Here is a 24,871-nt window from a genome sequence, read left to right as displayed (position 1 = left end):
AAGAAATCCGGTACACAATCGGACGCAAAGAAGAATACCAACTGCGTAAAGAAACCATCGAACGAGTCTTTGGCACGGCCAAGGAACATCACGGGATGCGCTATACACAGTATGTCGGGAAGGCCCGAGTTGCCATGCAGATCGGGCTAACTTTGGCATGCCTGAATATGAAAAAACTGGCAAATCTGCTGTACCGGAAACGAATCCGTTTTGTAGTACCTTCACGTTTTTTCCTATTTTTTCATTTTCCGGCAGCAATATAAAAACCCGATCACAGCTTTGTTTGCTTGTAATCGGGTTTGTCTTCGCTCTGAGATCCGAAGGATCGAATCGGATGTCCCGTCGGATCTTCTTTAATCTCAAATAATTGGATTATATGGGCCTATTGTAAAACAAAAAACCGATGTACCTTAATCTCTTAAATCCACGGATAATTATACTGTTTTTATTCCAATCCCCTTCTTAAAAATATAAGAGGCGCTCAGAAAAGAGCCAAGAATCAAAACCACGGTGATGATGATTTGAACTTGAATGTTTCCTTCATACACCCCGATGAAAGCAAATCGAGTGACATTTACCAGAGGATAAATTGGGTTGATATATTTGATTGCCGCCAACAAACCAGGCAATTTTGAAATTTCAAAAAACACCCCACCTAAATAGGCCAGAGGGGTAATGACAATTGCCAAAACAAAATTCATTTTTTCAAAATTATCAAATATTAGTCCACAGATTAAACCAAGTGATGCAAAAACAAACGATGTTGCGGTCAGGGATAGAACAAATAAAACAGGATATTCGATTTCATACCCGACAAAAAATATTGTTGCCGCATAGGTCAGCAACCCAACCAAAACCCCTCTAAAGACCCCGCCAAAGACAAATGCAAGAATTTTTTCGGCGTTGGAAATAGGGTAACTGTTTAAATCCTGAATGGTGTTTTGAAATTTTTGGGATATGATTGAGAATGCCGGGTTCTGAAAGGCGGCAAAAACAGCCCCCATTGAAGCTAAACCAGGCACCAGGAAATGCAGATAATTAACCCCATCGATCCCAACCTGTCGGGTCTGAAGCATTCCCCCGAAAATTGCCAAATACAGCATGTTCGAAATCAGCGGGGCTAAAACGGTCTGTACCGGCACCTTCATAAAACGATGAATTTCCCGATTCAAAAGCGTTGTAAAGCCGGTTCTATTATAAAATATAATCCGTTTCTTCATATTCATCTCCTAATGACTGATCAGTTTTAAATAGATTTCTTCAAGTTTTGGTTTTTCCACAAAAATATTGGTAAACTCCAAATTTTTCTCAGTCAACATTCGAAATACTTTTGACAAATCTTTTTTTGGAACTTTTAATTTCAAGCTTGTTTTTTCCTCTATTTTGAGATCATAGCCTTTTAAAAATTCAAAATCAGCCAGATTCAATTCGTAATCAAAATGCAATTCAATCCTAACTTCATCAGAAAATGAATCCATCAGCTGTTCCTTGGGTTCATCCGCAACGATCTTTCCATCATCGATAATCACAATCCGATCGCAGAGTATTTCCGCTTCTTCCAGATAATGGGTTGTCAGGATGATGGTCGTTCCTGACTGATGCAGCTTGATCAGAAACTCATACAAGGTATGCCGCATTTCAATATCGACTCCGGCAGTGGGCTCATCCAAAATCAGAATTTTAGGCTGATGAACCAGTGCCTTGGCAATTAAAAATCGTCTTCGCATCCCGCCTGAAAGATCCCGTAACCGGGCATTTCTTTTGTCCTTTAAATAAAGAGCCTCCAGCAGTTCATCAATATAGTCATCATTATTTTTTATTCCGAAATATCCCGATTGATTTTTTAAGGCCTCGTCAACGGTAAAGACAAAATCATAACCGGTATCCTGAGGAACAATCCCGATTATTTTTTTAGTTTCAAGTTCATTCTTATCAATACTGTATTGGCCAATTTTCACGATTCCCTGTGTTTTTTTGACATTACCCGCCAGGATGTTGATCAGCGTACTTTTACCTGCACCATTTTGTCCCAGGAGCGCTGTAAATTCTCCCTCTTCAATTTTTAAACTGATATTTTTTAACGCTTCTTTATTTCCTCTCTGATAGGTTTTTGATAGATTGCTAATCTCCAGCATACACTTCCTCCATTTTTCTTTACATACAAAAAACATCACCGACTTTGAAAGGGTTTGGCTCCACCATAATACGCCCGGCCCCTTCAAACGTTGCAATGTTTATATCCAGCCCGACGGGCTGAAACAGGTTCAGCAAGATTGCACAAGAAAATATTATCTTGTCATACCAAATATAGCACCCGAAACAAATGGGATCAGCCATATAATCCAAACAATAATACTTAATTTGTGGAAGTTTGCCTTGGCTTTTTCATCATTCTTTACCATTACCACGGTAGCCCAAAGTGCATGGAAAAGCATTAAAACAATTGCCAGCAGCCCTGTAATGCCATGGAAATTAAGCACAAATCCGCTGGCAGCAATTTTATTCATAATTGTTGTTCCGGTCGTATCAAATGCCAACCCTATATAAAACATGACTAAATGCCATTTTTTAAGCCGACCTTGAATTTTTTCGCTCCAAACCCCTATTGTATAAAATACTAGCGCTAATGTAATTGTTATTATTGCATAAATCAACATAAAAAATACCTCCTTGTAATTTTAAGATCATATCTTCATAGATAAGATTTATTTCAGTATTTCTTTAAGAAACAACTCAAAGGATTCATACCTGAAAAGCGGCGTCTGAACGATTGTTATGAAATTCATGATGATAAAATTTGCGGTTTCCCGAGCCCCTAACTTGATTTGAACATTTTTATCTGCTGCTTCTTTTTTCAGAACCTCTTCAATGATCGCGATCAATTTTTCCATATAACCGTATTCTTTTTGTAATCCGCCTTCTACATACTCCTGATTACCATATAGTTCAGGGGTAAGCCAATACTGTCGAAAATTCTTGATGAAAACTTCTAATTCTTTGAAGACGTTATTTAATTTAGTATAAATATCCGTATTTGAATTTACTATTTCCCGAACGGATTCAAGGTAGTCCTGCCAATAGTCTGTCATCATTTCAACAACCAGGTCCTTTTTTGTCGGATAATAATTATAGATTGTACCTAAAGCTATATCGCAAGCTTTTGATAAAGCTCTCATATTTAGCTTATGATAACCTTGATTATATAATATTTCCTTGGCTTTACTTAATATAAGCTGTTTTGGATTTTCAATTACCCGGGACAATGTACTTCCTCCTCATCTTTCAAATGAACTATGTTCATTCTATGATATTTACCTGACTCTGTCAACAAAATATTTTAAAATTTATTCGCACTTATTTTTTAACACTCTAAATCGACAGACACATATTAGCCCCCAATACCAGAGGAACACTTAACTTAATGCCGGCCGATATTGAGATTGGAACTACCCACAACTTAAATCAAACCGGTGGTTTGAATAGCCCGTACCGGTAGCGGTTGTGGGCGTATTGAATGAAAATATTAATCCCCCAGCTGTACTGGGGAGAATAGAGTAAACGGAAGTGTAACGTATGTCATGAAAAAGCCTCCTATGATAAGATAATACTGGTGTTGTAAGCCAATATTAAAAAAAATAGGAGGCGGTCCCAATGGAGAATTCAAGTTTATCACAGCAATGAATGGTGTGAAACAGTAACGGATGAAGAATATAATAAACTGAACTAAGACTTTGCTGGCGGATCGTAATTGGATGTGATGATACAGTGCTGCATCGCTTACTTGAACAAAACCGAACATAACTTTCGCAGAGACTAAATTCTTAATCAAAAGCAATTAAATTTCTTTTCTCAAAATATCCGGCATCAGTCGATATTGATTTTTAATAAACTGGAAACCTGCGATTCCGATTAAAAAAACGATGCCCACTAAAGTTGCAATGGGTAAATATTGAAATTGTCCCTGAAAGCCTTCCGGTGCCATTAGATACTGATAGATTCCAAAATATCCCCAGGCAATGGGCAGCGGAAAGACAACATTCTTGATGCTTAACGTGATGACCGCCGCCAGCACTACGGCCACAGTCTCCACGATAATCCCCCAGTATTCCGGCGTGATGCCAAATCCTCCCCATTCAATCATGACCAACCATGCCGCTGTGTTGACAACCGTTGCAATCAGAAGCCATCCTGCATACATTCCAAAAGCAGCCGGCAGCAGCCAGCGTTTTCCGGTCTGAATTTTCCCGATTTCTTTGACAATCAGACTCAATATGATGGCAAAACCAAAAATCAAAACGACTGATAAACCGAGCCAGGTATAAGAAAAGCTGATAATCCACAGCATATTGAGGCCGCAGGATAACCAGAAAAGATAAGTGCTGCGATCAATCGCACTGCCATAATAATCATCCTTGTTTTTGACGATCATCACAACCAGGGCGCTGATCAATAGGGCATAGATGACACCCCAAATGCTGAAAGTAAAGGGAGCTGGTGTAATTAAAGTCAAATATCGGTCTGAAACGTCCTTTTGCGACAGACCATTGAAAAATCCGAAAGCTCCCAATCCGTTAATGACCAACGTACTTGCTAATAGAATCAAACTGATCCATGCCTTTGTTAAACGATTCATAACATTCACCTCATTCGTATATTTATTGTCTATATACCAACTTTTCTGTGAATTATTCAGTGACTCAACGCAATTACGATCAGCTGAACCTCCTGAAACCAGAGCGTGTTGATGAAGACAAACAAGTACGGCTATTAAAGTTATGGTCAGTTTTTTTCCATTGATGTGATCATCCGTTTTTCTGCCGATGAAGCCGATCACCATTTTAATGTTATATTTGTCTACTCGCGATCCTGGAATACTTGACGACTGTATTCATATACGTAATTTCTGAATTTCTGATAGGCCGGTTCTCCAAAATTTGCTGCGAAACCAAACTCTGCTGCGACATGGCAATCTTGATAGCGTTTAACCCAGTCTTTCGCGAGCTTTTTAACTTCTTCATCCGAGGCATCATTCGGTATGACCGGATTGCCGACCCCAATAACAATCGGTTGATCTTTATATTTCTGAGCCAGCATATCCTGATCATTTATTTCCGGCTGACCGCACCACATGTCGACGCCGGCTTCGATCATGACCGGAACAAGGGTTTCTACTTTTCCACAGCTATGCTGTTCAAAATACAGTCCCCTTTTATGGACGGACTCTACAATTCGTTTCATATATGGCAACAGCATTTCTCTGGCAGTATTGATTGAAAAGAAAGGCCCTCTTTGATGCCCCCAGTCATCATGCAAATAGATACAGTCAATGTCGTACAATTCAGCCATTCTTCCAATATAATCATCATAAAAATCACACAATTTATCAAAGAATCTATGCACGCCTTCTTGCTGATCCTCATCAACAAGAGCGATTGCGGCTTTGTCAACATCCATGAGACACATCAGTCTTTCCCAAAGGCTCATTTGAATTCCTAACTCTCTCAGTTTGTCAATTTTCAGATAGTCATCATTTTCTTCTTTATAGAGTTTCCAGTCCATTGCATCAAGATCAGGTATACTGACGTAATCTTCCCAATGATTGATATCCGGCACTTTGGGATTTCCTGGCCGTACACTTGCACCTGAGATAGCATAATCCCATTCCCAATCGAGGTCGAACCAACTACTGTGTACAACTTTCCCTAATGCATCATAATCAATACTTGGGCCCCCGTCAAAAATTTGATGATTTGCCACATTATCGGGATTTACTCGCGGTCTGAATTGCACCTGATCACAGAAAATCCAACCGGTTTCAGGAATCCAATAAGGCTTTTTTCCATCGAGTAATAATTTCCAATTCTCCCGCTGCGTGATCGGTCTATTGTATCTTGGACTCTGGGGTACCATAAATTGTGCACCCATCACTGCGAATTTTTCGACGCCCGGATACATCCCCACAATTTCAAACTCATCTACGCTAAATGCTGGTCTTGACATAAAAACTTCCTCCTGAATTATATTTTTCGTAAATAAACGCGTTTATATTATGATATTACATCGCACAAAAATCTTTGTCAAGCAAAAAATAAACGCGTTTATAAATTGGATAAAAAAAAGCCAATCTCAGGATCAGCATTTATCAGATCATTATTTAATTAAAGAAATATAAGTTTTTCAAATCTTCTTCAGGTATCGTATTAAAGATTTTTCGTGTTTCGGCAATGATCTTTTCTTGTTGATGATAATCGATTCCCATCAGTTCAAGAAAAACATAAGGCAATCTTTTTATTGCGTTATCAAATGATACCCGCGATTCATTATTGTCAATTGCCTGAAATGCACTGCATACCCCTTTTATATATGTAAATAGATTTAATTGCAGTTCATCAAAAGTTAAATCGGATATTGCATCGATTATATTTTCGTATAAGTTCTGAGTATACCCCGGTATTTGGTTAACCATATTTGAAAAACTCTGAGCTGCCTGTGCTTCAGTATAAAATTTTCGATTAAATTCATCCCGCAACATTTCCGTTATGATTAAATTTTCTAACAATAACAGCTGAACTGGAGCGGCATCTGTTAAATTGAAATCCTTGATATATTGCTGTACCTTCCGAGCATTCCTTTGTAAAATCAAGGCCGCCATTTTGTCTTTGCTTTTAAAATAAATATAAAACGACGCCTGGTTTTTAAAACCCATCGCTTTGGAAATCATTCGGATAGATGTATTGGCATATCCATGAATTTCAAACAAACTTTTGGAACAGTTGATAATTTCTGCTTGCATTTCCTCTTGTCTTTTTGTTGCCACCGTAAGACCTCCTTAGAATTTGTCAATTATTGTTTTTAATATAACATAAAAGGTAATAAAAACCGAGTTTCAATTTAACGCTACCTCGCCTTCAAAGCAGGTGCGGATCTGCATCCCCTGACTTCGGGCAATTTTTGAAAATTTCCTGCCGATGACTTCCCGGTCTTCTGCGGACACTTCCCGAACTCCTTCAAAATTCCGCTTGGTTTTTCTGTACAGATCGATAATGCTGATCACACAGTGATCGGTATAGCCGTTGAGGTTTGCTGCCATCCGCTCAAAACTTTCCAGATGAAAATCCAGCGAGTAGCGTTCCGAAATAAAAATCGGGTCATAGCGCCACCCCACCGCTTGAATTCCGACCGGATGCGATTGTAAAACCATTCACTGTAATATGCCGGGATATCGGTGCGATTGCCGGTGTTTAAAATCATCACTACTCCTTTCTAAACGTTGCTCGTGCCAAAAATGAAACTGCCCTGAGCTTTGTGAGCCGTTTTGCACGACACAACTTCGACACGATCTGGCAGTCCGTGCAGAAAAGCCGCTACAGATACTCGACCCGATTGCGTCCCTGGTTCTTGGCCAGATAGAGGGCATCATCGGCCCGTTTGATCAGGGTTTCGTCCGTATCACCGGGGCTAAACGCCGCCACGCCAAAGCTGATCGTGACCGGCTCTGGCAGCTGTCGGGAATAATCTGCAACGGCCCTGCGCAGCTTTTCGGCCAGGTGAATCCCCCTGTCTAAAGGCGTATTGGGGCAGATAATCATAAACTCCTCACCGCCCCAGCGCCCGCAGATATCAGAGTCCCGAATCGTCTGATGCATCACTTCAACCAGATCCTTCAGGATCTTATCGCCAAACAGGTGACCAAATTTATCATTGACGTACTTGAAATAATCGATATCGCAAATCAGCACCGCGAGGATGATCCGCTTTTTGAGGGAACCGGTAATTTCTGAAGCCAGCATTTCATCCAGCTTGATGCGGTTGTAAGCGCCGGTCAAATGGTCGGTCATCATCACGGTGGCCAATTCACAGTTCTTTTTTTCAAGGTTTGTTAAGGCCTCCTGCATGGTCAGCTCATAATAACTGGTGATCATGACCAGCCCAAAATACGCAAACCCGAGATTGAATAAGCCAACCAACGTATAGCCCTGGAGTTTCCAGACTGGATAATGCCAGATAATAAAAATCAGCACTACCACCGAAAAACCGATCGTCACGATGCGGCCGATTTTTCGGCCCAGCAGAAAATAAGCCGTGACGGGAATAACAATAACCCAGACCAACACATAGTTGTTGAAGCCGGCAAACCAGAACAGGGACAGCAGATTGAAAAACTCAATGGCAACAATCATAATCGCGGTGGCGAAAACCGAATGCCGCTGATGAAAATCATATAAGACCCAACCGGCCAGCACCAGACCAGCCAGATTGCTGGCCAGCACCGGATACAGGGCGATCGCATAGGAAACCCATGAAAAAATCAGCAGAATAAAAATGAGCGTCGGCAACACAAAGTTCATTAAAAACACCCGACGAAATTGCGGGTCTTCAGCCGAAAATTTGAAATTATTGGTCATGAATTGATAGATCCGCTTTTTAAGCATCATTTTCCTCCTCGTCTGACTTCTCACTCGGCCGGTTTTCAACTTGACATTATTTGCTCCCACTGTTTGTGCAGACCGCTTCGCTGCCTTCCCCGCTCGTACATGCTCAAGTTTGAGCCCGGCCTTCCAGCGCCGATAGGCAATCTTGTAAAGTTCTGGTTATTATTATACCCCAGTTTATGAGATAATTCTAAGCAAATTTGCTGTTCTGCGCAACGCGCGTTCCCTGCTTTCACTTTCCCCCTGCTGTAAATGACCAACGGCAATAAAAAATCGATTTAAAATCATTCGCCGATAAGGAGAACCTTGCCTTGAGGGACGGTTCTTTTGGTCTTAACAAGTTGGCATTTGCACGAACTTTCCCCTGAGCTCTGTTGACCTCTATTTTATTAAATTTGCACCCATCTCAAATGCTTTTTGACAATCCAAAGGAAATTGATTTTGTCTGGTCTTAGCCTTTTCTTCTGCTGAGAAGCATTCTACCTTATATTTTAATTAATCATCAACTTGATACGTATCATTTGAATACATCGCCACAACTTAATATTTTTCTGCTATAATCAATATAACATAAGGGCATAAACTTGTGATCAGAACTCAATATGAAACGATTCCGCCTAAAGTCGAATATTCTTTAACAGCGCGGGGTAAAGCGTTACTGCCGGCCTTGAATGCCTTGTATGACTGGGGTAAGGACCAAATTGAAATTGATAAAGTAATGATCAAAGTTTAAGGATTTAGATGTTATTATTTTAAAAGGTCAGCAAAAGGGTATTAATTTATCAACCGATATCAACTTAGGGAGGTAACTAATAATGAATATTGAACAAGTCATCAAAAACCTGAAGAAAATTGACGGTTCCCGGGATATCTGGCAGGACATTATCAAAGCATTCGAGGGATTTTCCTTTAACGGGGTGATCCAAGTCACCATCGAATCCCAGATCGATGATGAAATCGTCCAGGCCTTTATTGATACCGACGGATCACCGGTGATTGAAATCGCTCTGGATCAGTGGGCCGATGGCTCCTATGTAGTCATCGATGCCGCTCAGATCCGCTAAGCAACTTTTATCCAGAAATAAAAATCACGCTATCAATGGTTGTATCTTCCATTGACAGCGTGTCTTTTTAGTTCTGATTATTTCTGAGAACTGGGAAGCTCCGAAACGTCCCGATCCAGGCACTGTCTCGGTATCCCTGAATCTCCTGTTTGACCTCGCCGTACTCGTAGGGAATGCTCTTTCCCGGCGACACCTGATCGATGATCGCAGTCAGCCGTCCTTCAATACTGTCCCGCCAGTCTGAAAAGAGGCCGTTGCAACCGTCAAGCCAGAGATCATAAAAATTCGCCCTAATTTTTAAATCAAAGACTTCATTCTTCTGAAACCAGAATGGCTTGTTTTAGAGGACAAACAAATGAATAAAACAAAACCTATTCTGTACCAGACCACTAAGAAAACGACCCTTGAAAAAGTCACATATTAAGTCTCATTTCTGGGAATACAGAAATACTGTGGGGCTATTATAAATTTAATTAGAAAGATTTTCCCTCACAAAAATCAATAATTTTTGCTGCTCTTTTTCCGGTATCCATTCACGCAATCTCGCTGCAGCTATCGGCATTTCCCATCTTTTTATCTCTTTCACCGAAACATTTGTTATTTTCAAATATTCTTTAAGATAGTCATTATATACTTTTTTCTTCAATCGACTTAAAATAAAATTTGCCAAACGGGGAACCCTTTGGATTTCGCTAAAGTTTAGAATGATACCAGTACGTGCTACATCTGATAATCGATCACCCTTACAGGCCGTCATCCAATCGATAATAATATAATTGCCGTTTGACAGCATAATATTATCTGGATGAAAATCGAAATGACAAAGCATGCTTCCGTCAGGCAGAGAATCCATATATTGGTATATTCTTTGCTTCTCAGTATCAGAAAGTAACGGAGTGCCATCAATATCCCGCTTTAGCTTTTCTTTCACCGTCGGCAGTTTAAAATCAATTGGCTTTTGTATGTTTACATGGCATTGCGCTAACATATTAGAATATTTACCAAATTTCCACGGCTTTGACACCATTTCTTTCAGCATGGTTTTTCCTGTTATTCGCTCATATACTGCGCCAACTCTACTATCGACATGAACGATCTCAAAGGGTTTGGGAGTAGCATGCAATAGATTATAAACGCTTTTTGTAGCATTAAATTCATTGTTGCACAAAATCTCTGGTAAACCATTGCGATATAATTTTAGAATTTTATCTGTTTCCCATTCATATATCTCAGCAGTATTACCTTGGCCTAATAACAATCCTTTTTTTTCCATAATATTTACCCCAATCAATTATTAGCTGATTCGATCACTAATATTCTCTATCGTCTTTCATCCCGTAAGAACCATCGCTGATTTTAGTTTGCATTTCATGGTTTCGATAAAAATCATCACACCTACTATCTGCTCCCAAATGATACTGTTACAAATGGTCTGTCCCCCGAGTCCCCTTGTATCGACTTCTCAGACAGCTAATGCTCAAATAATGTATTTCATTAATGCATAAGATATTTTTTCATCAACAAACCCTAAATCTTTATATAGTGAATAACCATCTTCTGTGGCTTTTAATTCAATAAAATCAATTTTTTGCTCTTTTGAATACGATAACAACATCTCCATTAACAACTTAGCAATTCCTTGTCTTCTATATTTCGTACAAGTATAAACGCTTAACACTTCTCCAATAATTCCAGTAATAGATCTAGGATTTGCTGGTTTTTCTATTTTTAATAATAATGCCGTTGCTACAATCTTATTTTGTTCTTTCGCAATAAATGCAATCATATCTTTACCTATATGCTTCTTGAAATATTCAGGTAATTGTTGTTCAATTGCCTGTTTTTGATCACTTGTAACCTTTTTGAAATCTTCAAAAATATATAACATTCTCATTTGGATCAACTGTTCAATATCACTGTCAGCAGCTATCGAAAATTCCATATCTCCCTCCAAGTTATTTTATAATATACTCAAAAGCCTTCCATATACTAGATACAATGAGCTTATTGAGTTAACAGGGCATATTAATTAAATAAAAGCGGTTACGGATATATAAAAAAGTCGCATTTTTACCAGTTTCAAGACTTCGTCCGCCTTCAATTTTTTAAATAGAAGTTAATGACCATATCAACTAAATCATCGCGCTGCTTTTGGTTATGAAAGTCAATTCCAATTTCATCATAAAGCAGTGGACTTCTTAAAAAAGCCGACTGAAGTGTCATTAGCATAAAACATGTCCTTCTTTTCACTTCCTGATCATTTATATCCTCACGACAGGCTTGGCGTAATAATGGGAAATAAGCCACTGCTGTCTGAGCTGTGTTATCATTTTGATTGACCCCCGTCAAATCAGTCAGAATGGACATACGTGATATGTTTTCATGCGCTTCAAGGTATGTACAGGTATACTTTGCCATATACCGTAACTTCTCTTCCGGTGTCATATCAGAAAGAGAGTCATAAACACCTTTAGTTTTGTTAATCACCTCACTGATAATCTTCTGAACACACTGCTTAATTAAATTCTCTTTTGTCTGATAGTGATAATTAACAAGGCCGGCTCCTATCCCGACACGTTCACATATGTCACGGATAGTAATATCCTCAGGATTGCTTCCTTTTTCCTCAATTAACTTTATTGTCGCTTCAATAATTTCATTTTTAACATCTTTTTTCATAAATTCTGTCCTTTTACATTTTATTTTACAATAAAGTATGCAAATCGTGCAATAACCGATTTTGCAATTATTGCCACGGCCATAACAATCAAAGCCATCTGAGAATTGCTGATAATTGGGACATTCCACTTAAATACCTGGGTCAGAAATGTCAACATGGCAATTATTCCAATTATGTATCCTAAAATAGATAATGGATGCGCCGGAACCGAAGCGATGAATTTTCCTACACTCAGAGTACACAGCAACATACCCAAAATTCCAAGAACAATTGTTGCCGATCTTGCTCCCTGAATAAAAAAAACTTTCCATCCAGACAATCCAATGACGACCATTCCAATTGCAATAATGATTTCAAAGATAAGGATCGAGATATCTTTCATTTCTATTTGCCTTCTTTCAAAAATAATAGCTGAACACCATTTTGAATACTGTTCAGTTATTATTTTAGTGCTTTTTATTTGTTATGTCAAGACCGCATAAAAACAAAATATCAAATTAATAGATGATTCGATCACTAATATCCTCTATTGTTTTACAGCCGGTCAGAACCATCGCTGATTTTAATTCGCTTTTTATGGTTTCGATGTAAAGTTTCACACCCTCTGTCTGGCCACCGAAAGATGCGGTTACAAAGGGTCTTCCGATAAGCACGCCATCGGCTCCAAGAGCAAGCATTTTCAGCACGTCAACGCCATTTCTAACGCCGCCATCGGCAAGTATTGTCAGCTTTCCTTTTACCGCTTCGGCAATTTCAGGAAGGACATCGGCAACACCTGGCGTTTGATCAAGTACTCTTCCCCCATGATTTGAAACAACAATGGCACTGACTCCAGCCTCCAGGGCCAGCTCTGCTTCGTCCACAGTCATTATGCCCTTCAGAATAAACGGAAGCTGTGTACTTTCAGCAATTTGTCTTATTTCCTCAACTGTTTTGGGTCCCACTGGTTTTCCGTGAAGGGCCAACGTAATCAGTCCCGCTGCATCAATATCCATTCCAACTGCGTATGCACCTGCAGCTTCCGCTAACTTTATCTTTTTGATTACATTGCTATTTTCCCAAGGCTTGATGATAGCAATGCCACATCCATCAAATTTCTTTAACTGTTCGAGATTTGTGGTTAAAAACGAGTCGACGGCCGTATCTCCGACCATTGGATAAATTCCGGCATCGACACATCCTTCGATGACCCACTGGATATATTCTTCTTCGGAAAACTTGCCACCCATATTCAAGGTTGTCCCGGATACCGGTGCTGCAAATACCGGGGCATCCATTCTTTTACCAAACAAGACGGTTGATGTATCTGGATTTTTGGCATTGTGAATGACTCTCATATTTAACTTATAGGCATCTAACGATTCAACATTTATTTTAAACGCTGCTCCGGTACCCTTACCACCCATGCCCGGGACTTGGCCGGCACAAGCTTTTCCGTTACAAATCGGACAGACTTTGCAGCTTCCCTTTAAATTCTCACGGGCTTTTTTTTCAACTTCTTGATAGTTCATATTATCCTGCTCCTTATTAAAGTGATTTTGCGATTTGATCAATGCAATCCGCAATCTCTTTTTCCCGATTTTTGCTCTTCCAACTGATGATAAAAGAATTGTCCACTTTTGCGTTTTTCGCTTCAACCGCACTTCTGATCTGACGAATTGCTTTATTTCCTCCAGTAAATTTAGAAGCCATCTGCTTCGTCACAAAGCTGAAAACCTTCTTCCCGCTGAGGCTTGATACCTGTGTCAGATACGCTTTCATCACCCATGACAAGGAGAATGCCCATACCGGACTCCCAAAAATGATGACATCATAATCAGATACATCCGGAAGATGCCTGAATTCTATTGAATCTTTCGGCCCAGGGTCGTCACTCACCGGAATGACCCGATCAATCACAACATCCAGTCCCCTCTTGACAAGAGCATCCCGCAATCTTTCAGCTATCGAAAATGTGTTGTTCGTTTTCGAAAAAACAATGATTCCAATTTTCATCATAATCCTCCTCTTGCTTTTTTTATCATCTTCTCTGTCTATATACCATACATCTTTTTTTCCCGCTTTTCAAGCTTTGTTCCAAGAATCAATCAATATGAGAAAATTGATAACTGAAGAAAAGGATCGCATGACATAATAAACTTTTTTGAAAAAGTCGAACATTTTATATCGCAATTTTCTGTGAAAAATAAGATCGAAACAAATAAAAAATTAATCAAAAAAACATGTTATAATATTTATTATTATTCTTATCCGATCAAGAAAGGAAATAAAATGTATAAAGAACTTGGTGAGCTGTTTGGTTGGCTTTTGATAGGTGCATTTGCATGCACCATCTTAAATTATTGCATGAAATTTATTAACAAAAAATGGGGCAAAAAAATTTCGGCCAATGATTTTGGTAAAAAGGCAATGAAATTATTTATGAAAATTTTTGTTCGGAATCACAGATTTTTTGGTGTATCAACCGCAGTGCTACTAATTGCCCATTTTGCAATTCAATTTAGCCAATTTGGAATTAATCTTACTGGATTCTTGGCAGCAGCATTTATTATTTTGCAGGTAGCTTTAGGTATCTATGCAAATCTTTCACACAAACCTCGAAAGGGTGCGTGGTTTGTTACACACCGATTAATTGCTATTTTGATAGTATTTGGAATTGCGTTCCATTTGTTAGCTCCATATTCGCTAAATAATGCCATCATAAAAAATTCATCCACTGTTGTACAGTCAACGGAAACAACTAGTAATTTAGCGCGTTTTACAAAGGATGACTTGGCAACGTTTAATGGCAAAAATGGCAATGCTGCATATGTTGCGTATAAAAACGTGGTGTATGATGTTACAAACAATAACCAATGGGTAAACGGTCAGCACAATGGTCATCATGCAGGCAGTGATTTAACCCAGGCTATTTCGGCTTCTCCTCATGGAGACAAGGTATTTAAGGGTCTTCCAGTAGTAGGTGAATATATAAATTAGAATGCCTGGGTGACGTATCGGTTTTCCAAACAAAAAGGAGGCGTAAATTAATGAAATATTACAAATCCAATCAATATAAAATAGAATTCGCTCTTTCAAAGGATTCAGCTATTTCTTATGAGCAGCATAATCATGTTTCGATCTATGCTGTGGGTTTAATCCTGGATGGAAGAATCGTTTTGAAGCGGGAAAAAGATGAGTATGAATGTACTAAAGACGATTTGTTTATTATCTCACCCTACAAAATCCATTCAATTCACTCATATGATGACACCTATACGATGGTAACCTTATGCTTGGGGACTGAATTTCTGAACAACTATGATTTGGAAAGCGGAAAATTTATCCTAATTAGTCTTGCCTATGACCTTGTCCGGATTGCTCCGAATAAAAGTATCAAGAATCATATTCACGAAAAACAGCTGGAAACACATGAAGTAGTCGGCGGTTCCGGAACATGCATAAATGACGGAACCCGTATTGAGTATGAAACCGGCATAATCTCTATGATGCCGGCCGGCATCGAACACGCAGTCACTGCCGGTGACGATGGTCTTTATCTGTTCGCTAAGTTTTTTCCGGCATCATGCTGACTGATCACTATGATGTCAGCAGCATAATGCATCCAGGAGACCTTATGTTTCGTTCTTCAATTTATTCACCACTGCCACCCGGTTGTTGACCTCCAGTTTTCCGTAGATATTATTAATATGGGTTTTAATTGTGGCCAGTGATACACAGAGTTTCTCGGCAATCTGCAGATTGGTGCTGCCCTCTGCCAGTTCATCCAGCACTTCTTTTTCCCGTTCAGTCAATCCATCAATCTGCTTTTTTCCTGAACATTTCTTTTCTTCCGAAAGACCCTTTTGGGGATCGACTGACAGAACCCGGCTGATAAAGTTTATGGATTCCGCTGTCAGTTCTTTTTTAAAATCCATTTTGAACGCATTAAAAACCTCCGCCACTAATTTTCGTTCAAACCAGAAAGGCTGAGCAATGCCATTTTCAGCAGCATAGGTAACTGCCTCAATGAAGAGATTTCGGATGACCCGCTGATCACCATTGGTTTCAGCCAGCATCCGAAGCTTCAGGAGATCCCCCTCCACAATTTTCAGCTTATTCTGGCTTTTCCGAGCATTGGCAATAAGATTTTCAACCAGCTGAAAAGCCAATTCTTTATTTCCCAGTTCAAACTGGATGCTGCTGTAAAGCAGCTCACAGTCCATATTATCGACGAAATCCTCGGATGTTTCATAGATTCTGGCAAACTTTTGGGCCAATTCATGGTGCTGACCCCGATAGCTGGGATAGCGCAATAACCGTGCCGAAAAATAACTGTTTTCAAAGGCTTCCTGGCCCATGACCGCCATCAGGAGACTTTCGGTTTTATCATCTTTGCCGGCAACATAATAGTATTCAGCCAGGGTATATTGATAGGCCTGAAAGATACTGTTCATCCTCAGACAAATATCCAAAAATCTCTTTGGTTATATAATCATTTAAAACCCGGTCAGACAGTTTCATGCTCCCCATTGAGGGAAGATTGCCATGTTTTTCGGAAATTGCCAACAACTGGAGACCGCCGATCCACCCTTCGGACAGCTGGATCATCGCGGAAATCTCATTTTCATCTTTTTTGAGCTTCAGCGTTTGTACCAGAAAATCCCGGCTTTCTTTTTCAGTCAGACGGATGTCATCCTCTTCGATGAGCAACAGCCTGTTTTCAATGGCCAGTTGGCCGAGATAAATAGGCGGCATTTCCCGGGTCAGCAGTACCAGGTGGAGCTGATCCGGCATATTTTCGATAAAATAATCGATGGTGGATACCAGAAAGGCATCCGACACAATTTGAAACTCGTCCAGCACCAGAACAATTTCTTCTTCGGTATTCAATCGACTCAGAAAGTACGAGATCATCTGAAAGAGAATCTCCTTCTGCATATTGCTATCAAGGAGATTCTGACAGTCCGTCTGTTCATCCATCAATTCACTGAGGGAATTGACCAGGTAATTCCAGAAAACGAAGGCCTGGTCTGCATGTTCATCTAAAGTGATCCATTTCAGTTTTTTGATTCCCCGTTCAATAGCAAAGCTTGACAGCAGCGTTGTTTTCCCGCAACCGGCTCCGGCTTTGACAATGGTCACCTTATAATCCGCCAGGTGTTCGAGTTGCCCAAAAAGATGATCTCTGATAATATAATGTTTTCTTGGTACCGGCATTTTATGTTTGACTGAAATAAACGGCTGAGTATAATCCAATGCATTTCACCTCCATCGTATCATTTTACTTTGCTAATGACTAAAGTACCGTGCGCTTTACGAAAATTTTGTCAATTTCCTATCATTTTACTTTTTATCCCGCCTTCCGTCAAGGCTGCTGATCAGTGGTAGACATAATCTTTTCGTGTGTTGACGACGGCGATTGCCAGAAAAAGCACGGATAAAGCCACTACATAAACCAACTGATACCGGGTACTCTGACTAAGACTGCTTTTTCCAGCGCATCAATAAAATTGATGAAATCTTTTTGTGGTAGCAGGTGAATCAATTTGTCAAACAGGGTGGCCTCTTTTGAAAGGGAACAAAAAGAGCCGGCCAGGACGGAGGTCAGTACAATGATGGAGGAACCCAGCATATTGGCGGTATCCGCTACATCAAAGAAGGAATTCAAAAATAAAAAGCCGTGGAGAGCAATGCCAGAACGCCGATGAGCCCGGCATAAACCGGCAGTGAAAAACCAATATCGATCCCCATCAGAGCCACTGCCCCCACAACCAGAAAACTAGGCACGGCAATAATGATAAAGATGAAAGCACCATGTCCCAGGATATATTGGATAAACGGAATCGGTGACAAGGCAATGCGTTTGATCAAGTGTTTTTCCTTGTCTTCGGCGAAAAATCGGGCATAGAGCACCCCCTGCATCAGCAAAAACATCATCATAAAGCCCATAATATTGGTGCCGGTCTGTCTTACCTGACTGTCATCCGGGACAAACCCGTCCGGATTAGTCAGCGCCGATTCAAGCATGGTTTTGAATGCCATGTTTTTGATGGTTGTAATTTCATCATTACCATCACTGTTAGTCGTAATGACAGCATCATAGCGACTTTGCACCAATGCTGAAGTTTCCGGAGCTTTTTCCAGAACCGTCACATTAAAATAGGGATTCGCCAGCAATGCTGAGTCGCTCTCAGACAGTACCTGCTGATCCGGTGCCACCAGTGCAATGTTCCCCTTTGTTTCGATTCCGGTAGTCAGCAGAATGGCGGCGGATACGGCCGCCATCATCAAAATCAATGAGATCACCAGATACATTTTTTCTTCCCAGAGCCGTTTACAATTGTTTTTAAATACTGCTAGCATATGCAATCCTCTTTTCTGAATGTTTTAGCACAAATAATGAAAACCACCAGGGTTGCCAGAATTAACCCCAGAACCGTAGGATAAAACCATGAAAAATTGTGGTCATAGATCATCGAAAAGCTGGTATTCGCCAGCCATTTGGCTGGGGACAGATAACTGAGACCTCGCACCAACGGTCCGTAACCATCCATGGGAAATAAAAGCCCCCCCAGAATAGCAAAGATATTGATGACAATACTGAGAATCTGATTGGCCATGATGATACCGCTGTCCATGATCAGAATCCAGGTGGAAATTTCTTCCACCTCTTCCATATAATGGGTAGTATAAAGAATCGTCATGCCCTGCTGGCTCAACTTTTTGATGGAGCTGAGAATGTGATTTCGGGATTGGGGATCAATTCCCACCGTGGGCTCATCCATAATCAACAGCTCCGGCTCATGAGCAATGGCACAGGCAATATTCAACCGGCGTTTCATCCCGCCGGAAAAGGTTTTGGCCTTATCCTTTTTTCTTTCCAACAGGCCGGAAAAATCCAGAGCTTTATTGACCTTTTCTTCCAGCACACGGCCTTTCAAGCCGTAGAGTGATGCAAAAAAAAGGACGTTCTGTTCCGCACTGAGGTCCTCATAAATGGCCAGATCCTGAGGAACCACCCCCAAATTTCGCTTAAATTGATTCAGACAGTCTTTGATGTTTTTTCCCTGATAGCGCATGTCACCCCCATCATAACCCAATATCCCGCAGAGCATGTTGATGGTGGTGCTTTTACCGGCCCCATTAGGCCCCAGCAGACACAGGATCTCGCCTTTCTCTATTGCAAAAGAGATTTCTTTAACAACCTGCTTTTCATCAAAACTTTTTTTCAATTGGTTCACTGATATAATCGTGTTCATTCTTTTTTCCTTTCCTGTCATGTTCTTGTGTTGATTGTATCGGAAAACGATAAAAAGAAAATCAACCGAAAGGTTGATCCTCAGGGTTGATTTTCAGGGTTGAGACGCGTAGCATAATTTGTATAAAAAATACAGTTTGGCTTATTGCAATGATATAATGCAAATGAAAGAAATAAAAAAGGAGATGAAAATTTGAGCAATGATATACTATTGAGCATTGGTGAACTCGCAAAAATAGGTAAAGTCTCTCATAAAACTTTGCGTTATTATGATTAATTAGGTCTTTTAAAACCAGCATTAGTCAATCAAAATAATAACTATCGCTTTTATAAAAAATCGCAGATTACCCGATTAACAACGATCAAACAATTGCAGGAATTGGGTATTTCACTGGAAGATATCAGCACCTTTTATAATCAGAATACGCTTTCGAATATTTTTGACCATTTAAGCAATCTCTTAGCGACACAAGAAACGAGTATTAAAAATGAAATAGCCTTGCTTTCTGCCAAACTTAAAAAAATCCAAATGATGAAATCACATTACGCCGATATCACAGCTAATTTGGGCGGTAATGATCCTGAAACCATTTTAATAAAAGAAATTCCTGGCAGAATCATCATATATAAAGAATACAATGGCGAATACACATCTTCAATTTTTAGAGAATCTTATAAAATGATTTTAGACCGCATGCAGGAACAGGGCCTGGATTTTAGCAATATCTGTTCTCCACCTCTGGCAATCAGAACTATTTCCAAGAACTCACAGCAGGTCAATTTAAAAATAGGTTATGCAATAAAATCACCATTAGGATTTGAGGATTTTCAAAAAATAACTTTACCAGCCGGACATTATGCCTGTGTTCTTCATAAAGGCAATTACAATTCACTTCGAAAAATAGCTTTTTATGAAACATTCAGTCTAACCTCCACTCTTGAAATTTATTATATCAGTGAGGTGACTACTGACATTACAAATATTTTTTTAACCGAGGTTCAAATTTTTATAAATAATGTTTGACCCTCTCCCTAGGGAAGACTTTATTATTAAATTAATAAGAACACTAAGGAGAAAATCACGATGGAATATTCTATTTTTAAAGACACATTGGTGGATATGCCCTATCCGGAAATTGAAGAATCAATCAAGCAAAATGCCTGTGTATTGCTGCCAGTATCAGTTGTTGAAGAACATGGTCCACATCTCTGCACCGGAACAGACATTTATCTGACTCAATCTTTATGTCAGAAGGTTAAACAAAAACTGGAAGCTAAAGATCATCAAGTCGTTATCGCTCCCCCCTTTTATTGGGGTGTAAACAGTATTACAAATGGCTTTGTCGGTTCTTTTTCTATCAAGCCCGAAACAATGACCACAATACTTCTGGAGATTTTGGAAAATTTAAAAAAATGGGGGTTCGAAAAGATATTCTTATTGAATTTTCATGGCGATTTTATTCATATTAAAACAATTGCTGATATTGTCGCCAAAGCAAACGAAAAGAACATTGAAGCCTATTTTTTGATTGATAATAATTTAATTAGGCGAATGGATTTAAATAAAGACGCTTCTTATCTGGTAAAAGTCGAATTAGATCCAAATAAGACCGATCTTGAAACCAATGTTATTGATATTCACGCAGGAGCGACAGAAACAAGCTGGATGGCACTTTCCTACAAAAAACTGGTAAACACTGAAAAAGCAAAAGCTTTAAAACCAACCAACCTGACCTTAGCCGATTTACAACAATGGGTTAAAGGTGGCGAAATTGCCAAAAACATTACCCCGTTAGGCTATTGTGGAAATCCATCAAATATTGACTTGTCAAAAATAAAAACCATGGAAGATACAATTGCAGAAAAATATGCGACAGCAATAATCAATGTCAGTAATCATTGAAAATAGTCGATATATCAGAGCTGCATCTATATATATGACTGAGCACCCCAAAATTTTATACAAAAAATCCGCCATGTCAAGATCGCCCCAAGGGCGTCAGAATGGCGGTTCTTTTTTTAATTCACAATAATTTGTTTTAAATATTTGACAACCATGTCGGCGAAACTATTGATGTCCTTGATATAAGCAAAGTCTCTACCATAGCTCAGTTTTTTTTATGAGAACCTGTTCTTTTTCTAGAAAAACTTCTAAAACCATAACGCACCTTGTGCAGGCTTGTATTCATTTATCAAATAAAATTGCATTTTGACAACCGCTAAAGGCATCTTGAGCCTATAGCATTGCCTTATGAAAAATATCACGCTATAATTTATATAGGATAGGAAAGAAGGTGAGATGCTTGAAATTAAAGATACATCAAGTTCCCAATGCTTCTGAAACTGAAATTGTAATAAACTGTCAAGTCGTTGATGAAAGACTTGAACAGCTCATCAAATATATCACGCAGTACACCTATACACTGCGTGCTAAAAAAGAGGGAAAATTTTGTTTTGTTCCAGCAGAAAAGATCTATTATATTGATTCTGTTGATAGTAAAACATTTTTATATTCAGCAGAAACTGTCTATAATAGCGCTGAGAGTTTAATAATATTGGAAAACAAACTCTTAGATTCTACATTTGTTAGAATCAGTAAAAACTGTATTTTAAATATCGCTTACCTAGAATCTGTACATGCATTATGGAATCACCGACTTGAAGCAAGTCTCTTCACCGGCGAGAAATTAATCGTAACACGGCATTATATTGAGAGCTTAAAAGCAAAAATCAAAGGTTAGGAGGAAGTCGAAATGAATAAACTACAACATACGCTTGTTTCAAGAGCAACATTATCTTTCACATTAGCTGTTGTCTTTTCAGCGCTTTATAATTTGTCAACTAATCATCTTCAATGTGACTACTTGTTTTTGCTGGAAATACTTGGGTTGATTGTGTGTTTAGAACTCATTGACTATGTTTTTAATCATATATCATTTAACTCTAGAATTCTATATTTATGCACGGAATATGCCTTGATGTATGTTTGCTTTCTGATTTTTTCATTTATAGGACATTGGTTCAGTTTTACTAGCACCAATTTGATCTTTTTTTCAAGCATATTCGTGATATTTTTTGACCTACTACACTTTTATTCTTATTGTTTGCTAAAAACAGAAGCAAACAACATAAATAATCATCTTCTAAAGAAAAAAATATAATATATGGAGGTATTTCTTATGTATTTTTTTGGTGATACATACTTTCAAAGTTTTTTATTAAAAAATGTTTTTCAAATCATTCTCATTCTGGTAATCATAGCTGAATTAGCCGTTCTAGTTATTACTACATGGAACCATCATGATGGTGGCGAAAAAAAAACGATCCAGGACCGTGGTTCTATGCTGTTTATTATACTCGGCTTCTGGCTGGCAATATTCATGAATCCAATCTGTATTAATCAATTTTCATTAATACTGCCTGAGTATTTCTTTTGGCTTGGGATCGTCCTTACACTAGTGGGCATATTCACACGATTGTATTCTGTTTGGACATTAAGAAAATTCTTTACCTTAAGTGTTCAAGTTAGCGCCAAACAGAAAATTGTAAAAGAAGGGCCCTACAAATATGTACGTCATCCCGCCTATACCGGAAGTATTTTGACACTTTTTGGTATTGCCATTGCATTTCGCTCACCATTTGGTATCATTGCAACAGTAATCATTATTGCTGTTGTATATGGCTATCGCATTAAAATTGAAGAAAAAGCATTAGAAAAAAATTTCGGTTTGTCTTATGAAGATTATGAAAAACAAACCTGGCGATTGATCCCCTACATTTTATAAATCACTCTTTCATAAAAAAATACATGGAAGATACAATTGCAGAAAAATATGCGACAGCAATAATCAATGTCAGTAATCATTAAAGATAGCCGATATATCAGAAACGCATCCATTAACATTCGATAAGTTCGGAATCTGTGAAAAAGTTGCGTTTTGAAACTAAACCCCCTCTATCGTTTCAATGTCTTTAACTTCACCGCTCTCCCTCTGCACAATTTTTTGTATTTTTTTATTCATACCCTTATATTGATACACAATAGCAATAAATGCGGGAACAATAAAACTGATTGCAATTGATATACTAATTCCATTGATTCCCAACGCCGTTAATGACAGAAATTTAGCTAATGGGAGACGAAGAAGAAGGAAGTAAAACGCCATAAAAATCATCGATTTAACCTGTTGTTGTAAACCATTAAGCTCTCCGATGAAAGATTGAGTGATACAGTTTAAAACATATCCAATCGCAATAATTTCAAAATATCTCGCTATAATCACTTTGGCGGCTGAACTGACGCCAAACAATCCGGCCATGTTTTGTGAAAAAATGGTAACAAGCGTAACCAGTATCAAATCCAAACTAACTGAAAGGAGCATTCCCCATTTTAAATATTCTTTTATTTTCTCACTTTTTTTTGCTCCATAACACCTGCCAACCGCGCTTGTAACAGACATATTGATTGTTAATGCAGGATATAATACGATGACCTCAAGTTTAGATGCTACACCATAGGCTGCTAAAGATACGACACCAAAGCTGCTGAACAATGCTTGAATCACTGCTGTACTAATAGTAGGGATACCCTGCTGTACTGCTGATGGGACGCAAGCCTTTGTGATCTCATTCAACGATTTAACATTTATTGCTTGCACATCAAATCTAAACATTTTTCGTCTCAATACATATAGAATCATAATCAGAACTGATACTACTTGAGATATTAATGTTGCAATGGCAGCGCCGTTAAGCCCTATTCGCAAAATCAAAATTGGATCGAGAATAACGTTAAGCACCGTGGTTATGATAATTGTTATCATCTGTATTGAAGCATTCCCATAGCTTCTTAATACTGCTGAGAAGTACATATAAAGTTCGATCAATGGGAAACTCAAAATGCAATAAAACAGATAAGTTCTTGCCGCCGCAAATATTTCTTCTGGAGTATTAATGGCAGTTAATATTCCATTCATACCCAGAATGCAGGCCAACGTTAATGCGACGCTAAATAAAAACAAGCTAATCAGTGAGGTCGACAGAGTAGAATCAACTTTTTCATTATCCTGTGCACCTAAATATTTGGAAAGCACAATCGTTATACCATTCGTTGCACCTATTACGATTGCGGAAAAAAACATAACCAATGGTACCGATGCCGATTGTGTGGCAAAAGCCTGTTCACCCAACAAATTTCCGACCCATAAACCACCTATAATGTTATATAAAGTAGTGCAAAAATAAGCGACATATAATGGCAGATACATGGTTAATAAGTTTCGAGCCGAATTTCCTTTTGTAAAATCAATTACTTTGTCATTTTCCATAGGTAATCCTCCAATAAAATAATAATTTGAGTGAAGCATTCATTCAAATTATGAAAAAAAATAGTCGTATTGCAAACGAACACTATATACATTTAAAATGAATCATTCATTCGTAAAAAACAATAACT

Annotated in this window: 28 protein-coding genes and 4 pseudogenes; 10 read left to right on the top strand and 22 right to left on the bottom strand. The window is 38.8% G+C overall.

Features of this window, described 5'->3' with window-relative positions:
• A pseudogene (locus FZC40_RS14530) lies at nt 1-188 on the top strand (transposase); the annotation flags it as partial.
• Nucleotides 189-434: 246 nt separating this feature from the next.
• Here FZC40_RS14530 and FZC40_RS14525 read toward each other — a convergent pair.
• The 10 genes and pseudogenes from FZC40_RS14525 to FZC40_RS17500 form a co-directional block, all read right to left on the bottom strand.
• Nucleotides 435-1,220 carry an ABC transporter permease gene (locus FZC40_RS14525; RefSeq protein WP_148605636.1) on the bottom strand — a complete coding sequence of 262 codons (786 nt, stop codon included), beginning with the start codon at nt 1,218-1,220 and terminating at the stop codon, nt 435-437.
• 9 nt (nt 1,221-1,229) lie between these two features.
• Nucleotides 1,230-2,135, bottom strand: coding sequence for an ABC transporter ATP-binding protein (locus tag FZC40_RS14520; RefSeq protein WP_148605634.1), 906 nt, complete (start codon nt 2,133-2,135; stop codon nt 1,230-1,232).
• Between the two features lie 153 nt (nt 2,136-2,288).
• On the bottom strand, nt 2,289-2,657 hold the full coding sequence (locus FZC40_RS14515) for an HsmA family protein (protein ID WP_148605631.1): 369 nt from the start codon (nt 2,655-2,657) through the stop codon (nt 2,289-2,291).
• Nucleotides 2,658-2,705: 48 nt separating this feature from the next.
• Entirely contained in the window at nt 2,706-3,263 is a 558-nt protein-coding gene (locus FZC40_RS14510; protein ID WP_148605629.1) for a TetR/AcrR family transcriptional regulator, read from the bottom strand.
• A 572-nt stretch (nt 3,264-3,835) separates the two neighbouring features.
• Nucleotides 3,836-4,633, bottom strand: a complete 798-nt coding sequence (locus tag FZC40_RS14505) for a TspO/MBR family protein (protein ID WP_148605627.1) — start codon at nt 4,631-4,633, stop codon at nt 3,836-3,838.
• 221 nt (nt 4,634-4,854) lie between these two features.
• Nucleotides 4,855-6,000: a uroporphyrinogen decarboxylase family protein gene (locus tag FZC40_RS14500; RefSeq protein ID WP_148605625.1), complete on the bottom strand. Its 1,146-nt coding sequence runs from the start codon at nt 5,998-6,000 to the stop codon at nt 4,855-4,857.
• A gap of 154 nt (nt 6,001-6,154) precedes the next feature.
• Nucleotides 6,155-6,817, bottom strand: a complete 663-nt coding sequence (locus tag FZC40_RS14495; RefSeq protein WP_148605623.1) for a TetR/AcrR family transcriptional regulator — start codon at nt 6,815-6,817, stop codon at nt 6,155-6,157.
• 69 nt (nt 6,818-6,886) lie between these two features.
• Nucleotides 6,887-7,201 carry a DUF1848 family protein gene (locus FZC40_RS17510; RefSeq protein ID WP_148605621.1) on the bottom strand — a complete coding sequence of 105 codons (315 nt, stop codon included), beginning with the start codon at nt 7,199-7,201 and terminating at the stop codon, nt 6,887-6,889.
• Nucleotides 7,202-7,364: 163 nt separating this feature from the next.
• Nucleotides 7,365-8,435 carry a GGDEF domain-containing protein gene (locus FZC40_RS14480; RefSeq protein WP_148605620.1) on the bottom strand — a complete coding sequence of 357 codons (1,071 nt, stop codon included), beginning with the start codon at nt 8,433-8,435 and terminating at the stop codon, nt 7,365-7,367.
• Between the two features lie 378 nt (nt 8,436-8,813).
• A pseudogene (locus FZC40_RS17500) lies at nt 8,814-8,969 on the bottom strand (flavodoxin family protein); the annotation flags it as partial.
• Between the two features lie 40 nt (nt 8,970-9,009).
• Between FZC40_RS17500 and FZC40_RS14470 the strand changes: the two are divergent.
• Nucleotides 9,010-9,165: pseudogene (locus FZC40_RS14470) on the top strand (winged helix-turn-helix transcriptional regulator); the annotation flags it as partial.
• Nucleotides 9,166-9,247: 82 nt separating this feature from the next.
• Nucleotides 9,248-9,496, top strand: a complete 249-nt coding sequence (locus tag FZC40_RS14465; protein WP_148605616.1) for a hypothetical protein — start codon at nt 9,248-9,250, stop codon at nt 9,494-9,496.
• 469 nt (nt 9,497-9,965) lie between these two features.
• Here the strand turns inward: FZC40_RS14465 and FZC40_RS14455 are convergent, their stop codons facing one another.
• From FZC40_RS14455 to FZC40_RS14430, 6 genes are all read right to left on the bottom strand, one after another.
• Nucleotides 9,966-10,769 carry an aminoglycoside phosphotransferase family protein gene (locus FZC40_RS14455; protein WP_148605614.1) on the bottom strand — a complete coding sequence of 268 codons (804 nt, stop codon included), beginning with the start codon at nt 10,767-10,769 and terminating at the stop codon, nt 9,966-9,968.
• A gap of 204 nt (nt 10,770-10,973) precedes the next feature.
• On the bottom strand, nt 10,974-11,438 hold the full coding sequence (locus tag FZC40_RS14450; protein WP_148605611.1) for a GNAT family N-acetyltransferase: 465 nt from the start codon (nt 11,436-11,438) through the stop codon (nt 10,974-10,976).
• 155 nt (nt 11,439-11,593) lie between these two features.
• On the bottom strand, nt 11,594-12,175 hold the full coding sequence (locus tag FZC40_RS14445; protein WP_148605609.1) for a TetR/AcrR family transcriptional regulator: 582 nt from the start codon (nt 12,173-12,175) through the stop codon (nt 11,594-11,596).
• 20 nt (nt 12,176-12,195) lie between these two features.
• A complete protein-coding gene (locus FZC40_RS14440; RefSeq protein ID WP_148605607.1) occupies nt 12,196-12,558 on the bottom strand; it encodes a hypothetical protein in 363 nt (120 codons plus the stop codon).
• 115 nt (nt 12,559-12,673) lie between these two features.
• The gene (locus tag FZC40_RS14435; protein WP_148605605.1) at nt 12,674-13,687 is read right to left on the bottom strand and encodes an alpha-hydroxy-acid oxidizing protein; all 1,014 of its coding nucleotides are present in this window, start codon (nt 13,685-13,687) and stop codon (nt 12,674-12,676) included.
• A gap of 16 nt (nt 13,688-13,703) precedes the next feature.
• Nucleotides 13,704-14,171, bottom strand: a complete 468-nt coding sequence (locus FZC40_RS14430) for a flavodoxin family protein (protein WP_187389070.1) — start codon at nt 14,169-14,171, stop codon at nt 13,704-13,706.
• 276 nt (nt 14,172-14,447) lie between these two features.
• On the opposite strand from FZC40_RS14430, the gene FZC40_RS14425 reads away from it, so the two are divergent.
• Nucleotides 14,448-15,155 carry a cytochrome b5 domain-containing protein gene (locus FZC40_RS14425; RefSeq protein WP_243135834.1) on the top strand — a complete coding sequence of 236 codons (708 nt, stop codon included), beginning with the start codon at nt 14,448-14,450 and terminating at the stop codon, nt 15,153-15,155.
• Nucleotides 15,156-15,205: 50 nt separating this feature from the next.
• On the top strand, nt 15,206-15,748 hold the full coding sequence (locus FZC40_RS17185; protein WP_186843835.1) for a cupin domain-containing protein: 543 nt from the start codon (nt 15,206-15,208) through the stop codon (nt 15,746-15,748).
• 42 nt (nt 15,749-15,790) lie between these two features.
• Here the strand turns inward: FZC40_RS17185 and FZC40_RS14415 are convergent, their stop codons facing one another.
• The 5 genes from FZC40_RS14415 to FZC40_RS14395 all read right to left on the bottom strand — a co-directional run bounded on the left by FZC40_RS14415 (nt 15,791) and on the right by FZC40_RS14395 (nt 19,417).
• Complete coding sequence (locus FZC40_RS14415) at nt 15,791-16,612, bottom strand: helix-turn-helix transcriptional regulator (protein ID WP_148605600.1); 822 nt, start codon at nt 16,610-16,612, stop codon at nt 15,791-15,793.
• Nucleotides 16,572-17,414: a MalT transcriptional regulator family protein gene (locus FZC40_RS14410; protein ID WP_148605597.1), complete on the bottom strand. Its 843-nt coding sequence runs from the start codon at nt 17,412-17,414 to the stop codon at nt 16,572-16,574. Before FZC40_RS14410 ends, FZC40_RS14415 begins: the two co-directional genes overlap by 41 nt.
• Before the next feature lie 190 nt (nt 17,415-17,604).
• Nucleotides 17,605-17,826, bottom strand: a complete 222-nt coding sequence (locus FZC40_RS14405) for a hypothetical protein (protein WP_148605595.1) — start codon at nt 17,824-17,826, stop codon at nt 17,605-17,607.
• A complete protein-coding gene (locus FZC40_RS14400; RefSeq protein ID WP_148605592.1) occupies nt 17,823-18,521 on the bottom strand; it encodes an ABC transporter permease in 699 nt (232 codons plus the stop codon). The genes FZC40_RS14405 and FZC40_RS14400 overlap by 4 nt, the downstream gene beginning before the upstream one ends.
• Nucleotides 18,515-19,417 (bottom strand): ABC transporter ATP-binding protein/permease, encoded by a 903-nt coding sequence (locus FZC40_RS14395; protein WP_243135833.1) that lies wholly within the window; start codon nt 19,415-19,417, stop codon nt 18,515-18,517. The genes FZC40_RS14400 and FZC40_RS14395 overlap by 7 nt, the downstream gene beginning before the upstream one ends.
• A 291-nt stretch (nt 19,418-19,708) precedes the next feature.
• Between FZC40_RS14395 and FZC40_RS14390 the strand changes: the two are divergent.
• The 5 genes and pseudogenes from FZC40_RS14390 to FZC40_RS14370 form a co-directional block, all read left to right on the top strand.
• A pseudogene (locus FZC40_RS14390) lies at nt 19,709-20,440 on the top strand (MerR family transcriptional regulator); the annotation flags it as partial.
• A gap of 60 nt (nt 20,441-20,500) precedes the next feature.
• Nucleotides 20,501-21,319: a creatininase family protein gene (locus FZC40_RS14385; RefSeq protein WP_148605588.1), complete on the top strand. Its 819-nt coding sequence runs from the start codon at nt 20,501-20,503 to the stop codon at nt 21,317-21,319.
• 400 nt (nt 21,320-21,719) lie between these two features.
• A complete protein-coding gene (locus FZC40_RS14380) occupies nt 21,720-22,157 on the top strand; it encodes a LytTR family transcriptional regulator DNA-binding domain-containing protein (RefSeq protein ID WP_148605586.1) in 438 nt (145 codons plus the stop codon).
• Nucleotides 22,158-22,169: 12 nt separating this feature from the next.
• Nucleotides 22,170-22,577 carry a DUF3021 family protein gene (locus tag FZC40_RS17825; RefSeq protein ID WP_148605584.1) on the top strand — a complete coding sequence of 136 codons (408 nt, stop codon included), beginning with the start codon at nt 22,170-22,172 and terminating at the stop codon, nt 22,575-22,577.
• An 18-nt stretch (nt 22,578-22,595) separates the two neighbouring features.
• Nucleotides 22,596-23,201, top strand: a complete 606-nt coding sequence (locus FZC40_RS14370) for a methyltransferase family protein (RefSeq protein WP_186843834.1) — start codon at nt 22,596-22,598, stop codon at nt 23,199-23,201.
• Nucleotides 23,202-23,360: 159 nt separating this feature from the next.
• Here the strand turns inward: FZC40_RS14370 and FZC40_RS14365 are convergent, their stop codons facing one another.
• The gene (locus tag FZC40_RS14365; RefSeq protein WP_186843833.1) at nt 23,361-24,743 is read right to left on the bottom strand and encodes an MATE family efflux transporter; all 1,383 of its coding nucleotides are present in this window, start codon (nt 24,741-24,743) and stop codon (nt 23,361-23,363) included.
• Nucleotides 24,744-24,871: the final 128 nt, after the last annotated feature.

The organism is Acetobacterium tundrae (assembly GCF_008086615.1).
GTDB lineage: Bacteria > Bacillota > Clostridia > Eubacteriales > Eubacteriaceae > Acetobacterium > Acetobacterium tundrae.
This window is presented reverse-complemented; position numbering and strand designations above follow the sequence as displayed.